At 48.9% G+C, this 15,547-nt stretch carries 15 protein-coding genes, 1 pseudogene and 1 riboswitch; of the genes and pseudogenes, 4 read left to right on the plus strand and 12 right to left on the minus strand.

The window, feature by feature from the left end; translation table 11 throughout:
* Positions 1–35 precede the first annotated feature (35 nt).
* Complete coding sequence (locus EXW96_RS11010) at positions 36–848, plus strand: NAD kinase (protein ID WP_054817608.1); 813 nt, start codon at positions 36–38, stop codon at positions 846–848.
* 103 nt (positions 849–951) lie between these two features.
* On the opposite strand, the gene EXW96_RS11015 is transcribed toward EXW96_RS11010, so the two are convergent.
* The 5 genes from EXW96_RS11015 to EXW96_RS11035 all read right to left on the minus strand — a co-directional run bounded on the left by EXW96_RS11015 (position 952) and on the right by EXW96_RS11035 (position 5,347).
* A complete protein-coding gene (locus EXW96_RS11015; RefSeq protein WP_082660599.1) occupies positions 952–1,422 on the minus strand; it encodes a PNPOx family protein in 471 nt (156 codons plus the stop codon).
* A gap of 111 nt (positions 1,423–1,533) precedes the next feature.
* A complete protein-coding gene (locus tag EXW96_RS11020; RefSeq protein ID WP_062406411.1) occupies positions 1,534–1,806 on the minus strand; it encodes a hypothetical protein in 273 nt (90 codons plus the stop codon).
* 48 nt (positions 1,807–1,854) lie between these two features.
* Complete coding sequence (locus EXW96_RS11025) at positions 1,855–2,631, minus strand: IclR family transcriptional regulator (protein WP_174350550.1); 777 nt, start codon at positions 2,629–2,631, stop codon at positions 1,855–1,857.
* Between the two features lie 90 nt (positions 2,632–2,721).
* Positions 2,722–3,792, minus strand: a complete 1,071-nt coding sequence (locus EXW96_RS11030; RefSeq protein WP_062406407.1) for an LLM class flavin-dependent oxidoreductase — start codon at positions 3,790–3,792, stop codon at positions 2,722–2,724.
* A gap of 184 nt (positions 3,793–3,976) precedes the next feature.
* Positions 3,977–5,347 (minus strand): MFS transporter, encoded by a 1,371-nt coding sequence (locus EXW96_RS11035; RefSeq protein WP_174350551.1) that lies wholly within the window; start codon positions 5,345–5,347, stop codon positions 3,977–3,979.
* A 333-nt stretch (positions 5,348–5,680) separates the two neighbouring features.
* Between EXW96_RS11035 and EXW96_RS11040 the strand changes: the two genes are divergently transcribed.
* The 3 genes from EXW96_RS11040 to EXW96_RS11050 are packed head-to-tail and all read left to right on the plus strand — an operon-like array spanning position 5,681 to position 8,253.
* Positions 5,681–6,622: a fumarylacetoacetate hydrolase family protein gene (locus tag EXW96_RS11040; protein WP_174350597.1), complete on the plus strand. Its 942-nt coding sequence runs from the start codon at positions 5,681–5,683 to the stop codon at positions 6,620–6,622.
* A 4-nt stretch (positions 6,623–6,626) separates the two neighbouring features.
* Positions 6,627–7,124, plus strand: coding sequence for a DinB family protein (locus EXW96_RS11045; protein WP_174350552.1), 498 nt, complete (start codon positions 6,627–6,629; stop codon positions 7,122–7,124).
* Positions 7,125–7,134: 10 nt separating this feature from the next.
* Positions 7,135–8,253 carry a cupin domain-containing protein gene (locus EXW96_RS11050; RefSeq protein ID WP_062406402.1) on the plus strand — a complete coding sequence of 373 codons (1,119 nt, stop codon included), beginning with the start codon at positions 7,135–7,137 and terminating at the stop codon, positions 8,251–8,253.
* A 448-nt stretch (positions 8,254–8,701) separates the two neighbouring features.
* On the opposite strand, the gene EXW96_RS11055 is transcribed toward EXW96_RS11050, so the two are convergent.
* The 7 genes and pseudogenes from EXW96_RS11055 to EXW96_RS11080 all read right to left on the minus strand — a co-directional run bounded on the left by EXW96_RS11055 (position 8,702) and on the right by EXW96_RS11080 (position 15,347).
* Positions 8,702–9,880, minus strand: a complete 1,179-nt coding sequence (locus EXW96_RS11055; protein ID WP_174350553.1) for a D-alanine--D-alanine ligase family protein — start codon at positions 9,878–9,880, stop codon at positions 8,702–8,704.
* 13 nt (positions 9,881–9,893) lie between these two features.
* Positions 9,894–11,474 carry a UDP-N-acetylmuramoyl-tripeptide--D-alanyl-D-alanine ligase gene (locus EXW96_RS11060; protein ID WP_174350554.1) on the minus strand — a complete coding sequence of 527 codons (1,581 nt, stop codon included), beginning with the start codon at positions 11,472–11,474 and terminating at the stop codon, positions 9,894–9,896.
* A complete protein-coding gene (locus EXW96_RS11065; RefSeq protein ID WP_254611340.1) occupies positions 11,467–12,246 on the minus strand; it encodes an alpha/beta fold hydrolase in 780 nt (259 codons plus the stop codon). The genes EXW96_RS11060 and EXW96_RS11065 overlap by 8 nt, the downstream gene beginning before the upstream one ends.
* Before the next feature lie 243 nt (positions 12,247–12,489).
* Positions 12,490–12,624, minus strand: coding sequence for a hypothetical protein (locus EXW96_RS28060; protein ID WP_256380579.1), 135 nt, complete (start codon positions 12,622–12,624; stop codon positions 12,490–12,492).
* Positions 12,625–12,832: 208 nt separating this feature from the next.
* On the minus strand, positions 12,833–13,789 hold the full coding sequence (locus tag EXW96_RS11070) for a formylglycine-generating enzyme family protein (RefSeq protein ID WP_054817597.1): 957 nt from the start codon (positions 13,787–13,789) through the stop codon (positions 12,833–12,835).
* Positions 13,790–13,820: 31 nt separating this feature from the next.
* A pseudogene (locus tag EXW96_RS11075) lies at positions 13,821–14,534 on the minus strand (sulfatase); the annotation flags it as partial.
* An 81-nt stretch (positions 14,535–14,615) separates the two neighbouring features.
* Entirely contained in the window at positions 14,616–15,347 is a 732-nt protein-coding gene (locus EXW96_RS11080; RefSeq protein WP_309225076.1) for a CAP domain-containing protein, read from the minus strand.
* Between the two features lie 5 nt (positions 15,348–15,352).
* A riboswitch (cyclic di-AMP (ydaO/yuaA leader) is annotated at positions 15,353–15,488 on the minus strand.
* Positions 15,489–15,547 lie beyond the last annotated feature (59 nt).

Here is a 15,547-nt window from a genome sequence, read left to right on the forward strand (position 1 = left end):
CATAACGAAGCGTACAGATATAGGAGGACAACCGTTTGAAATACAATGTGGTTCATCGCGGCGATGAAATATCCATCCAATTGATGCATTCGTTCCATGAACTGATTCAACAGTTCGGTCTCGTTCACGAAGAGACGGCCCCCGACATTGTTCTGTCCATCGGAGGAGACGGAACGCTGCTGCAAGCCTTTCACCGCTATAAGGATCAGCTGGATCACATTTCCTTTGTCGGCATTCATACCGGGCGGCTCGGTTTCTTCGCCGATTGGAAGCCGGATGAAGTGGAACTGCTCGCGCAGCTGATGGGCGAAAGCAGCAGGCAGAATGATCTGAGGGTAGTCAAATATCCGCTTGTGGAGATCCAAATCACGACGCCGCACGGGATTGAAACCGAACTGGCACTGAATGAATTCACGCTGAAGGGCGTCGATGCCACGCTCGTCGCACAGCTTCACATCAACGACGAGTTGCTCGAGACGTTCCGCGGCGACGGCATTTGTATTTCGACGCCCTCCGGAAGCACAGCTTACAACAAGAGCCTGGGCGGAGCCATCGTCCATCCGTCTCTGGATGCCATTCAAATTGCGGAGATCGCATCGATCAACAACCGCGTATACCGTACGTTAGGCTCGCCGATTCTGCTGCCGAAGCATCACCACTGCGACATCTATCCGAGGGCGAATCAGAACATTCTGCTGTCTCTTGACCACGTATACATGCAGCGCAACGACATCATTTCGATTCGCAGCATGGTAGCGGCAGGCAGGAAGGTGAAGTTCGCCAGGTTTCGCCCGTTCCCGTTTTGGAGCCGCGTTCGCGAAGCCTTTATCGGCTACGATATGATATAAGCGGAGTCCGCTGAACCTAAGAAAGCCCTGCACTCTCTAAAGAGTGCAGGGCTTTCTTGCTGTGCCGCCCTATTCATCGGCAGCAGCGCGAGCCTAGTCGGATTTATTCTTTTGCCGCTTCCATTTCTTCCTCGCTTAATGCCATAGATGCATATACCTGCTTATCCAATTTTTTAGCGGCCTCTATGTTATAGGTTTTCTTATACACCGGCTCTTGAGCTATTTCCGCTCCATAGAACATAATGTCGTGCAGTTCATCGGTTGACAATTCAATAAGGGTCAACGGAAACGGAACGCCCGGCATTTTTTTGGTCAAGATCCTGGCTTTGTTTTGGAAGGATACGATCGATTTGTTGTAAAAAAAGGAGAAATTTACATTGGCGTTCGACTCGATATTGCTGACGATGTCCGATTTGGTGGAAACGGCTACGCGAAGGACTTTCGGTTTATAGCCATAAATCCAGGAGACGGCATTTTTTTGAATCGCTCCCGATTCTTTATGGATCGTAGATAGAAACCCCAAACGCTCATCGGCAAAAATTTGAGTGAAATCAAATTCTGTCGTTGTCATCATGCCATCCCCTATCCATTTTTAAAAATCATGTGATGGTAATATGTGAATCAGTCAGGCTTGGCTTGCTCTCGGAAATGGCAGTCCTCGTCTTGGCGTTTTTCATGCTGTCCTTTAAGCATAGTTTTCCCAATAAAGGGTTAAACATGAGGCCAGTCCGCCATGGCCGAATTTCAGTCTTCCGTTTTCAACCGGATGATGAACACAGTCCAAAAAATGGATAATCCGTTTTCTTCGATCCGCTATATCTGTAGCTCCCTTTTGATAAAACCAGGAATCCACCGTATTATAGACTCCGCGATTCAAACCATATGTTTTTTGACAAAATTGAACAAAGTTTAAATCAGGCAGATGAATGACCTTCTCGGCATCTAACGTAAATCCCATGATTGAACCTTCCCCCCAAACTCCTCCGGTCCCCGGACAATCAGGCTGTTAAACGTAACTGAATTTTTTTTGATACCCCAGAGAATGGGATAACGATAAACATTGTTCCATGATGATGGGGATCGTTTCGGAATTTTCCGAAACATCCAGTGTATCGATTAATCCGACGACCGTAATCGCAGCTATGATTTCACCGTTTTGGCCAAATACAGGGCAGCTGATCGCGGAAATTCCCGGAATTAACGTGCCTTGCGTGACGGCATATCCTTTTCTTTTGACTTCTTCCATCTCATTATAGAAAGCCGCCTGCTCCAGTTCGCCGTTCGGCAGTTCCCGTTTAACTAATTCCAGCGTTCGTGACTGAGGCAGATAGGCGGCAAATAACTTTCCAGGCGCACTGCGCGTAACACTGACTTGAGAACCGGCGCGAATGCCGAGATTAACCGCCCGGTTGCTCTCCTCCCACCGGAGAAAGAAAGGTCCGTTCTCCCCCCAGATAGCAAGGGCGACCGTCTCATTTAATCTTTCTCTAAGGGCCGTCAAATACGGTCCTGAAATTTCCTTTACATCCAATTTTTCAGATGTTTTTAATCCTAATAAAATCAATTCGGTGCCAAGGGAATAGCGTAAATCATCCTGCTTTGCCAGGAAACCGCATCGGCAAAAGCTGGTGAGATACCGGTGCAGCTTGCTTTTGGACATTCCGCATAAATTGGCTATTTCCGTAATCGTGAGCGGTTTGTCCTGGTCCGCAATTTTTTTCAAGATATCCAATCCCAATTCAAGGGATTGGATACCGTGTCCTTTAAGGTCGTTCGTCGTCATCTCTTTTAAACCTTCCCTCCGCGTTTCATTTATTTGAATCATATCACTCCTATGGAAATGATATCAACAATAGAGGGAAGCTGGTCCGTTTTAAGCATTCACGACATTTTGATTAAAATGAGGCAGCACATGCTTGGCAAAGCGTTCCATAGACTTCATGGTATCTTCATGCGACAGGCCGCCGAAGTCAAAGTACAGGATGACTTCCTCCAGACCCGCCGCTTCGCATTTCTTCAGACACTCGGTTACATATTCCGGATCCCCTACAATAATGCTCTTGTCGCTCAAATCGTCGGTCTTCATCTTTTTCAGCTTCTCTACGATATCCACAAAATAACGGATATGAGGAGGCGCCGTCGTCGGATCGGACGGGAAGGCCGGTACCAGACCGGTGAAGTATTTTAGCATACGCTGTTTCGTCTTCTCCGTCTCTTCCTTCGTTTCGGTCACATTAATGAAATACGAACAGCGGGCGCCTTTGCCTTTAAAACCGTGCTTTTCGGAGAGCTCCTTAAAGGATGAAACCGCTCCTTCCAGACTTCCGAACACCATATTGGCGGCAAATGGGGCAAAGATCACATTCTCTCCCATCTCGGCCGCTTTCTCCAAAGAAGGACGGCTGAATGCCGCTACATAGATCGGAGGATGCGGATCCTGCACCGGTCTTGGCGTCAGCTCCACTTCAGGGAACGAATAGAACTTCCCTTGATAAGAAAACGCTTTCTCTGTCCACGCTTTTTTAATGATATCCAGCCCTTCAAAGAAGATTTCCCGGCTTTGGTTGAAATCGGCGCCGAATACATCGTATTCACGCTTGTCGTATCCTCTTCCTGCAGAGAAAATCGCTCTGCCGTTGCTCAAGAGATCCAGCAATGCATATTCCTCAGCCATACGAATCGGATGGCTCGCCGGCAAAAGCACCGTTGCAGGAGCCAAGGTAATTTTTTTGGTTCTTGCCGCGATGTTGGCCAAGAACAAGGATGGTGAAGGCAGAACTCCCAGCACACTAAAGTGATGCTCCGGAACCCAAACGGAATCGAATCCGAGCTCCTCCGCGTATACGCATTGCTCGGCCAAATCCCTGATCATCTGGTTCGCATCTTTCCTTGTGCTGCCGTACTCAATCGGGTTGTCAGTCAAAGTAAAATAACCAAGTTTCATGATTAGTACCTCCCGTTGTTCACTATTAGTGAATAATATTTATTTATTGTTTACACTTTTATATTACCAACAGATTTTTCATTTGTAAATACTATTTATCTTAAATTTGTTCAAAATCGTATTAAAATGGTCAAAAATAGCCGAAATCATCAATAAACCATTGATTTTCGGCTATTATCCATTTTTATTTAGCTATAGCGTCAATACTCTTCGATTGCGGACTGACTTGTTCTTCCGTTGCTGCCGTGCTGCGCATGTCGGCATATTTTTCCTGAACAAACCAGATGGCCAAAGCGGCAATCAGTCCGGGCACAGCAAAGGCTATGAAATTTTGCATTAACGGCAGATCCAGCGACAGCAAAATCCCTCCCATCATCGGGCCGACAATGGCGCCTAACCGGCCTATCCCTAATGCCCAACCGATACCGGTGGATCTCATATGAACCGGATAATATTGAGAAACATAAGCATTGGCAATAATTTGTGTCCCGATCGTAGCTGCACCGGCGATAGCCACCAGAACAAACAATACGACCATGTTGGCTTTAAAGCCGAGCAATGTTAATGAAACCGCTGCCAGCAAATAAAACGCGATCAATACTTTCTTTGAACCCCAACGATCGGCCGCCCATCCTCCGAATATCGCGCCAAAGATGGCTCCGAAATTTAAGACAAACAAGAACATGAGGCTTGACCCCAACGGGTAATCCGCTTTATCCATCAGTTTAGGCAGCCATGTATTCAATCCGTAAATCATCAGCAAGCACATGAAAAACGAAATCCAGAACATGATTGTGCTTAAACTACGGCGATTCTCGAACAGCGTGATAACCGGCATCCCTGTTTTTTTCGGGATAACCATTTCATATTTGTCGTCCTTTTGCGGAGTAAACTCCGGATTGATTTTAGACAAGATTTCACCAAGCTTTTCCGTCTGATTTTTGGCCAGCAAAAAGCTGGGGGAATCAGGCAGCGTCTTAACCATAAACGGCAGGGCAAATAACGGGAGAGCTCCGACAAAGAAAACGGCTTCCCAGCCGAACCGGGAAATTAATAAAATACCCAGACCTGCAGAAAGCATCCCCCCGACGGAATAACCGCTAAACATAATCGAAACGAGCGTACTCTTCAGCTTTTTGGGTGAATATTCCGTCATTAATGCAACCGTATTGGGCATCACCCCGCCCAGGCCTAAGCCGGCTATAAATCGATAGATCCCGAATTCTGCGGGGGTCTTGGCCCATCCGATGATCCCCGTAAAGATGCTAAAGAGTGCAATACAGAACAAAATGACATTTTTACGGCCGATCCTATCCGCCAGAGGACCAAAAATTAAAGCCCCTAACAGCATCCCGAACAAAGCATAGCTTCCCAGCGAACCGGCTTGAATAGGGGTCAACCCCCAGGCTTGCATCAAAACAGGAACAACCGAACCATATACGACAAGGTCATATCCGTCAAAAACAATGATGAAACCGCACCAAAACAAAACAAGACCATGAAAGCGGTTAAATTTTGATTCATCAATCATCCGATTAATATCGATTGAACGCAATGTATTCTCCCCCTCTACTCACAAGCTAAAATTCAGTACAGGATGGCTTTCTCCAGACCCGCCGCTTCGCCAGTCTTCGGCAGTCTGTCATAGTAAAATAACCGAATTCATGATTTGCACCTCCTGTTGTTCACTATTGGTAAATCAAGTTTAATATTATTTATTGGATCACTGTTAATATACCTAAAATCATTTTTTTTGTAAATGCTTTCTTCGGAAAGTTTCACATTTTTTAATTTGTCTTTACAACAAGGAAGCACTTTTGATATATTCACATTGTACGATATTGATAAATCATATTTATTAATTGTGAACAAAAAGGAGAGATGGATGGTGCGTTTAGTCCATTATCGCATTCATGGAGAAAGTCGAATCGGATGTATTGAAGACGGCAAAGTGATTGATTTAAATACCGCTTATGAACTCATGCTGCAAGCCAATGGCTCTATTCGGGCAAAACAAATTGCCGAAGCATTTATTCCGGCCAATATGGTGGAATTTCTTCAGGGCGGAGATGAAAGCCTTTCCTTGGCGAAGAAAGCGGTTCAATTCATTCTCCAATCCCCGGGGCCGTTCGAACGAAACGTCATATATGAATACTCCGACGTTAAAATTGAAGCTCCCGTTTTAAATCCGGGAAAAATCGTTTGTGTCGGCCATAACTACCGGGAGCATATTTTAGAAATGGGCCGCGAGCTTCCTCCATACCCTGTTGTCTTTGCCAAATTCAGCAACACCATCATTGGTCCCCAGGACGATATTCCTTTCTTTCCGGTCTCGGAACAGCTGGATTATGAGGCGGAATTCGCCTTTGTTATCGGTAAACGCGCCAGAAACGTCTCCCGGGACAACGCTTTAAATTATGTTGCCGGTTATACCGTGGCTAACGATGTTACCTACCGGGATATTCAAAGAAGAACACTTCAATGGCTGCAGGGAAAAACAGTGGAAGGAAGCCTGCCGCTGGGTCCCTGGTTGATCACAGCCGATGAATTGGACGATCCTTCAGGTCTTGAGGTGGTCTTGACCGTCAATGGCGAAGAGCGCCAGCGTTCGAATACCGCCAACCTGGTATTTACCGTCCCCTATTTGGTGGAGTTTTTGTCGAACCTGATGACGCTTGAGCCCGGCGATCTCATCCTTACCGGTACTCCGGGCGGTGTCGGAGTGGCGCGTGATCCCCAAGTCTTCCTCAAAGACGGTGATGTGGTGCGCGTTGAAATCGACCGCATCGGCGTCCTCGAAAACCGGGTAAAAAAAGTACAGGAGGGATAAACTCATGAGCGAATTGCAGGACCGGATCCAGTCTATTCACCGATCCATCGATCAAATCGTGGAGATTACCCAAGACCTCGACGAAGAAATTCTCCGCTTTAAACCTGCGGATGACGCATGGTCGGTTATGGAGATTCTCTGTCATGTGGAAGAAGCCACCCCTTATTGGCTGAATGAGCTGACGCAGGTCATTGCATCTCCCGGCATCGAATGGGGACGAGGCTTGCAGCATGAAGGAAGGTTAAACGCGGTCGCTCAAGCCGGACAGCGAACAAAGGACGAAGTATTGAAGGGCATTATCGCTTTGAAATCAAAAGTACGGGATGTGCTCGGTCCGCTGACGGCCGAAGATTTAACTGTCGAATCCCCGAGCCGAAACCCGAGATTCGGAACCAAGCCGATGGCGTTCATTGTAGATCACCTGCTGGTCGAACACGTGGAAACGCATTTAAAACAAATCAAAAGAAATCTGCGGCAGTACGAGGACGCAAAAGGAAAGTGAGGGTCAAAGTATGGCAGAAAAAAACGAATTTTTTCAAAGTGAAACCGTCCAAAACTTTAACAAAGAGATTGAAAAATATTACCTTGGGCCGCTGTGGAATGCGATACCCGATTTAATGCATAAACAGCCTGCGCCTCATGCGCAAGCCTATCTTTGGAAATGGGAAACGCTTTATAAGAAATTGATGGAAGCCAAAGATATTTTCACGCCGGACCGCGGCGGTGAACGCCGGGCGATTTATTTGCAAAATCCCGGCCTGACCAACCGCCAGCCTTGGGGATGGGCTTCAACGACACAGACGCTTTATGCCGCTGTCCAACTTATTCTTCCCGGGGAAACGGCCCCTTCCCATCGGCATACGCAAAGTGCGCTTCGGTTCATTATTGAGGGCCAAGGCGCTTATTCCATCGTGCAGGGCGAACGGATTTTCATGGAGGAAGGAGACTTCCTGACCACGCCCCAAACGTTATGGCACGGGCACTCCCATCCTGGCGATAAGCCGATGATCTGGATGGATTGTCTGGATATCCCAACAATCTATGCCCTTGGAGGCACCTTCTTCGAATCTTATCCGGAGAAAATCGAACAGCCTTCCGTACCGGATAACTATAGCGCGATGCGGTACGCAGGCGGAATGGTCCGCCCGATTTCCGACCGCAGCTCCAAAATCGCACCTTTGGGCTCGTTCAAATGGGCGCAAACGCTTGCCGCTCTGCATGGACTGAGCCGGTTCGAGCCTGACCCGTTTGACGGGTATGCCGTCGAATATATCAATCCATCCAATGGATTAACGGCAAACCCGACGATTGCCGCCTGGATGCAAAAGCTGCCCAACGGTTTCCGCTCTAAAGCTCATCGCCATACCCATTCAACCATCTATCAGGTATTTAAAGGAGCCGGCTATACCGTGATCAACGGGGAACAGTTCCATTGGTCCAAAGGTGATTTCTTCGTCGTACCGAATTGGGCTTGGCACGAGCACGTCGTTACCTCTTCCGAAGACGCCTACCTTTTCTCCTGCAGCGATCTTCCGATTATGGAAAAATTCAATCTCGAAAGAGAAGAGGCATACGAAGAGAACCAAGGTCATCAGCAAATTGTCAAAGAATTTGTTCCATTGCTTCCTTGATACGTAAACCCGCAGGGTGTTCCGAGAGTCAAGCGACTCAGGCACCCTGGTTTATTGTTAACCCGTAAAAATTCAATCCCCCGCGTTTATTTCAACACATACCAAAAAAGCCGACCAGCTTTATCGCTAATCGGCGGTTACTTTATCTATTCCTTTTCTTCCCACACAAAAACAACCCCGCTTGTAGGAAGCATTTTGCTCGTTATAGCTAAATCCGGCGATCAGCTCCCGGTTTATCAAATTGCACCCTGCCGTACATAAGCCCCATCGATCGCTGTGGGAATGTTCATGGCGTAATAGTACGGACGAACGATCATTCGATGGGTTAATCGGTTCAAGGAGACCAGTTGTTCATGATTTTCTTCAATCGGTATCCTCTGCCACCCGCGACCCCCGGGCCAGCAGGTATTGGAGAAAGGTCCTTCATGCAGGCATCCTCCTTAAAGCGCTATTTTTTAGTGCCCAGCTTGCCGCCGCCTTTGCCCTGCAGCGCCAACAGATTGGTGTCGTAAGAGAAGGTGAGCTGCGCCCGTTCCCGGCTCCGCTTGAGCGCGAGCTGGATCAGGTCGTCCGTCAGCTGCTCGAAATCCTTCCCTTTGGGCTGCCACAGGTAAAAGGAGAGCGAGCCCGGAATGGTGTTGATTTCATTAATATACACGCTGTTGGTGTTCTGATCGATCAAAAAATCGATCCGTGACACACCGCTGCAGCCCAGCTCCAGGAAGGTTTGCTTCGCCAGCTCCTGCACCCGGCGTGTGGTTTCCTCCCCGATCTCCGCCGGGATAATCCGGCTCGTACCGCCCATTCCTTTGGCGGCCTGGTTCATATATTTATCCTGATAGCTCAGGATTTCGTCCGATTTCAGCACTTCTTCACACTCGGAAGCTTCCACATGCTCATAGTCGCCGATGACCGAACAGTTGACTTCCTTCAAATTGGTGACCATTTTCTCCACAATAATTCTGGGAGAATAGGATGCCGCTGACTCTATCGCTTCGACCAGTTCTTCCCTGTCGTCCGCTTTCTGTATGCCGACACTGGACCCCAGGTTTGCCGGTTTTACGATCACGGGATAACCCAGCCTTTGCTCTACCAGCTCCACACACTCCTGCTGCGCGTCAAACCAACGTTTGCTGTAAAACCACACGTAATCGATCACCGGCAGACCGGCGCCGCGGACGATCGTTTTCATCATGATTTTGTCCATACCGACCGCAGAGGAGAGCACATCGCAGCCGACATAAGGGATCTTGTTCAAATCGAGCCAGCCCTGCAAGGACCCGTCCTCTCCATAGGTCCCGTGCGTGACCGGAAAGGCGACATGAATTTCATCGATGATTTTTTTGCGGAACAGCCCGGATGCGGCGTTGATCAGAAGATGCTTTCCTTCCTGATTCGTATGTAAAATCACTTGCTCGCTCTTTTTCAAGAGCTCCGGAAGCTGCTTGTAATTGTCGATATCCATCAGCCCTTCCCCGGTATACCAGTGCCCCTGCTTGTCGATATAAATCGGTACGGGCTCGTATTTATCACGGTTCAACGCGTGAATAGCCTGCAGAGCGGATATGATGGATACCTCATGCTCTACCGACATGCCTCCGAACAAAACCCCTACTTTTACTTTCATTGCGAGTCCCCCATCATTCATTATAATTATCGGGCAGGTCATTCTCGAGCAGCACAATGCTTCCCTGTTCGGCTACAAGATGCATTTGCCTGAGCGCATCCTGAAGATCCCTGGCGATATACAGCCGCTCCTGCGGGTAGCCTGCTTCACGCAAGCCGTCCTGAATCGGCTTGGTTTGTTTCTGCCCGACCAGTATAATATAATCGCAGGCTCCCGCCGCATGAATGCCAAACTTGCGGTTAAGCTCATATTCCTGCTCCCCGAGCTCGATCATCCCCGGCGTAATCAGGATCCGTTTGCCCGGCATCTGGGCCAATACATCCAGAGCCGCTTTGGAACCGACCGGATTGGAATTGAAGCTGTCGTCCAGTATCGTGATTTTGTCGGATAATTTCTTGAGCTCCAGCCTGTGTTTTACCGGCTTGATCCGCTTCACGAGCAGCGCCAGTTTTTCCTCGGGAACCCCAAGCTCAAGGCTGACGGCCATGCTCAGAAGAAGGTTATAGATATTATGCTCGCCAAGCAGGCTCGTCTCACAGGCAAGAACCGATCCGTCCGGCTTCACGAGCTCGAACGCTGCGCCTTTGCCGGTGTATTGTATATTTTGAGCACGATAATCGACATCCTGCCGGTGAATTCCGATACTTACTTTTCTTGCCGCAATATTCCCGCGGTAGGATGCGATATTCTCGTCATCCATGTTCATAAACAGGATGCCGTCCGGCGGAAGGCTCTCTCCAAGCTCGAATTTGGTCCGCTGCACATTCTCCAGTGTCTTGAACGTCTCCAGATGCTGGGGCCCGACGGCGGTCAGAATGCCGATCTTGGGACTGACCAGTTCGCACAGCTCGCGGATATCGCCGGTTTGCTTGGCCCCCATCTCGGTAATGAAAAACCGGTGCGTAGGACGCAGCATCGACCGGATCGTCTTGGTTACGCCCATCGGCGTATTGTAGCTTTCCGGCGTCACCAGCACCTCGTACACTTGACTGAGCAGTGTATTCAGAAAATGCTTCACGCTTGTTTTGCCATACGAACCGGTAATGCCGATCACCGTCAAATGCTTCATCTGCCGCACAATCTGCGCAGCATCGTTCAAATAGTAGCGGTTGATCCGGTTTTCGACAGGCAGGTTCATCGTATTGGCCAACAACACCACCATGTCGGACAGCAGCGCGACGACGAACAATATGATGAACGGTGCAAGGCTGTTTCCGGCGGATGCAAAGGTTAGGGAAACCGCCAAAGCCGCCGCTACCAAAACGCCAATCGTCACAAGCAGCCGCTTGACCCTGGCCGTATAGACCAGCTTCTTTTTCTCCTGTTTCCTGGGCCGCAGCCATATCAGCATCGCATATAGCAGCGTCCAAAGAATTAAACCAAGCATCGGCGCTTGGAACAGCAGGGCGGCAAAAGACAATAACGGAAGCCACTCTCTTAAGGACAGCCGTTCCTTCACGTGGCCTTTAAACCAGCCCATAAACCGCTCATTGCGGTAAGAATTCAATTGAAGCATATGTACGCCGTTTAGAAGACGCAGGACAGCATGCCCCAGCCATAACAGCGACGCTAACGCAAGAACAAGCTCAAACATGGCTGCCTCCCTTATCCTTCGCCAAAAAATGGTCTACGATGACGATGAACTCGCGGCCTTTTTCCAAATAGCAAAAATGACCGGCGTTCTTCAGCACGACCAGACCGGCATCCGGTATCATTTGTTCCATCAATTTTCCGTCCGCAACAGGGGTAGCCGTATCGTTCTCGCCCCAGATCAATAAGGTCGATGCCTTGATATGAGGAAGATGGTGCCGCAGATCCTCGTTGACGACTTTGGTCAGCGTCTGCTGCATTACGCCTGATGCATTCTTATAGTCGCTGGAGCCGAATTTGGCTCGCATCCGGTTCAATATGCGCTCCGAATACCGGTTTAGGCCCGGGAGCTTGAGCAATTGTTTGGCCGTTTTGAACGAATATATCTTTACATAATAATTCAGGCTGCGTTTCGGCTTGATTCCCGCGCTTCCGGTCAATATCATTTTCCTTACAGGATTCGCAGCAGCATATCGAATTGAGACCCTTCCGCCGAAGGAATGGCCGATCAGTATCGGATTATCGATCCCCATCGACTGTATGAATGAAGCGAGCAGATTCGTATATTCAGTAACCCCCCACGGCTCGGGAGGAGTATCGCTTTCTCCGAAGCCGGGAAAATCGAATGCATACACTTTAAAATGCCGGGATAAATGCTGCTGAATCGCATGAAAGGTTTGCAGATTGGTTCCCCAACCGTGCAGCATCACCACCTCATGCCCTGTGCCGACAACGGAATAATGGATGTCAAGCCCATTTATGTTTACTTTAGTCAACTCCATCAGCATCCTTATGTCTCAATGTCTCAAATAAATTAATCATAACACTCTCCGATATTTGTTATCAAGCCTCGCATGGCATCCGTGCAACTTTGAAACGCTTGAAAGACAAAGCATTCCGTATTGTATATGCGCAGACAAACTTGGCTTATGTCAGGTATACGAAAGAATCCCGTGCTTTACGTTTCCCCGTAAACGCCGAAAAAGAGCCGCAATGGCTCTTTTTCACAAGAATGGCTTTCATTTTTTGAAAAACTGCATCGAGCCGAACGCCTCCGTCAGCCGTTTCCACTGCGCATCGGTCTTGACGGCGTCGTTAATCCGGATCGTCACGGTATAAATCTTTCCGTTCTTTTCAAACACGTATTCGTTCAAGGTGTACGGAACATAAATTTGTTCAGTCCGTTATCGTGCTCGCTTTCGTAGCCGCTGAACCACAATTCGGGTGCTTCATCATCCATTTCCCCCTACCATTCATTTCCACGTCCACTAAAATCTATCATATCCTCTAATGATCATCAACAGTAATTTAAAAGGCTGCCGTGGGGAGACCACGACAGCCTGGTTCGTTCTTTGTTCCCTATCAGGCATCGGCAGCACAGCGAAAACCGATATTGCCCGTGGAACTATCCGGTGTATTTTTACTGCGCGCAGCGACTCTGTACCGGTTACAATACGATTTGTGGCACAAATAGGAACCTCCGCGCAGCACTTTTTCCTGACCCGTCGCCGGACCAAGCGGGTTAACAAGCGGGTCTGCCGTATGATTCGCAGCAAACCAATCCGAGCACCATTCCCATACGTTCCCGGAAACATTATATAATCCGTAACCGTTGGGTTTAAACGCATGGACAGGCGCGGTTCCCGCATACCCGTCGCTGCAGTTGTTTTTATCCGGAAACTTGCCCTGCCAAATATTGCAGCGATGCTCCCCATCCGGTTTGAGGACATCTCCCCACGGATAACGTTTTTGCACAAGACCTCCTCTTGCCGCGTACTCCCATTCCGCTTCGGTCGGCAGCCGTTTGCCGGCCCATTGGCAGTAGGCATTCGCATCATTCCAGGAAACATGGATCACCGGATGGTCCATGCGGTCATCAATGTGAGAATCCGGACCTTCCGGATGCTTCCAGCATGCGCCGTTCACAACCCACCACCAGGGGGTCTGCTGAACCGCTTGCGTCACACCTTTCGCCGTTTCGGCGGAAACGAACAAATGAAACACAAAGGACCAGCCAAAAACCTCCGCTTCCGTGCGATAACCGGTAGCATCGACAAATGCTTTAAATTCTGCATTGCTCACCGCGTAAGGATCGATATAAAAAGAATCCAGTCTAACCGAACGAACGGGGCCTTCGCCATCTTGGGCAAACCCTTCCTGATCCGCGGTTCCCATTAAAAATTCACCGCCGGGCAAATAAATCATGCCTTCTTTAGGATCTTTGGCCGAGCGTTTGCCCTGCAAGGGCAAAGAATGAGAATCCGGCTGGCCCGAAACCTCTCTGCCGGCCGTGCAGCAGCACGGTTTTTTTCCATTCATTTCAATCCTCCTCCACCGTTCAACGGAGGTCTTATCCCTTCGGACGGCCATGACCGAATTCCGCAGGATGTCTCCGTTTTAGCTCTGTAATCGCATGACCGCGTCCTGTCTGTTCCAACCACTGCGCATACTTCGGCAAAAATCCTTTGGCATGATAAGGTCCTCCCTCTTTCATCACCGTCCAGAGCAGATCTGTATCGAAAGGCATCGTCTCCATCATGTGGTCATGCCACTCATTTAAATAATATACCGCATCTCGGCAAACTTGGCGATGCTCCGCAGCCAGATTCGTTTGCTCATAAGGATCGCTGTCGAGATCGAATAGCATCTCTTGATCGAATAAATGGTACCCGTCATGATACGTTCGGACATAGAGCCATGACCCGAAACGAACGCTTCTTTGGCAGACGTGCGCACATTGCGAAACGACCAGATAGTCGCGTCCCGCCTCCTGACCCTTCAGCAGGGAGGCTGCAATCCACGCCGGCAGAGGATCGCCGGCAAACGGATTGCCGAAATCTTCCGGCGCCCGGTACGGCGTATGAGGGTCCCAATAGTTCACATAAAGAAACCAGTTGTCCTTCCGGGCATTGTGCTCAATCCAATTCAGTACGGCAGGCGTCACTTCCTCGGCCGATTCCATTCCGCATTTGCCGGTATTATGGATTTCATTGAAGCCTGCATAAAACGTCCAGGACGAATGCCGTTCCGCAAAAGGACTGACCAATACCGTCTTTAATCCGGCAGAAGCTATGTCGCATTAAAATATCATGGCAAACAAAAGGACTGCTGAGACATTCTCAGCAGTCTGTTCTTTTAGTCCGAATTAATTTTTGATAAACATCTGTACCCACACGCCATTATAATAAGCCACTCCGATTTTGTTGAAGTTCGGGCTCATAATGTTTTGACGGTGTCCCGGACTGTTCATCCATGAATCCATTACCTCTTGCGGTGTTCTTTGCCCTTTGGCAATATTTTCACCCGCGTAGGTATAACGGATGCCATAAGAGCGCATCATATCAAAAGGAGACCCATAGGTAGGAGAATTATGGTCAAAATAACCTTTTTCATACATGTCCTTTGCCTTGTCTAAAGCCACCTTCGTCAATGCACTGTCGCTGGCAAGCGGGCTTAAACCGGCTTTGGCACGTTCCTGGTTCACCAAATTTACCACTTGGCTGGCATAAGAAGACTGTGTCGTGCTGTCTGTTCCTGTTCCCTGCTGCGATCCGTTACCCGAACCGTAACCCGAGCCTTTACCTGAACCTGTACCGTAACCTGAACCTGTACCGTAACCTGAACCGTAACCCGAACCTATACCCGTTGACTTACCTGGAATATTAAGCACAATTCCTGGCCATATTAGATTTGGGTTAAACAATTGCGGATTCACCGTAATAAGCGATTTCAGGCTGATACCGTATTTCTGGGAGATCGCCCACAGGGTATCGTTGCTTGATACCGTGTGCGACGGAGCAGCTGAAACCGCGCCGGCGCCAATGATCGGGCCAAGTGCCAAAACACCTGTCAAAACCAACTTCTTAAAACCTTTCACTGCATTCCTCTCCTTTTTACGGCCTGCGAGGTTAGCTGACGGATTCGGGTCAAAGAGCAACCACCCGGCCACCATAGTGGCTTCACCCCAAGGATATGGGTTCCCCCGCGCTTACAAATTAAGCTTCGGCCTTTTTGATGTCGCATTCCTAAACAGGAACGGAAACCATTGTAACACGGATACAATGAGATTTCATGACA

Origin of the sequence: Paenibacillus sp. JMULE4, assembly GCF_013337105.1 — a bacterium.
Taxonomy (GTDB): domain Bacteria; phylum Bacillota; class Bacilli; order Paenibacillales; family NBRC-103111; genus Paenibacillus_G; species Paenibacillus_G naphthalenovorans.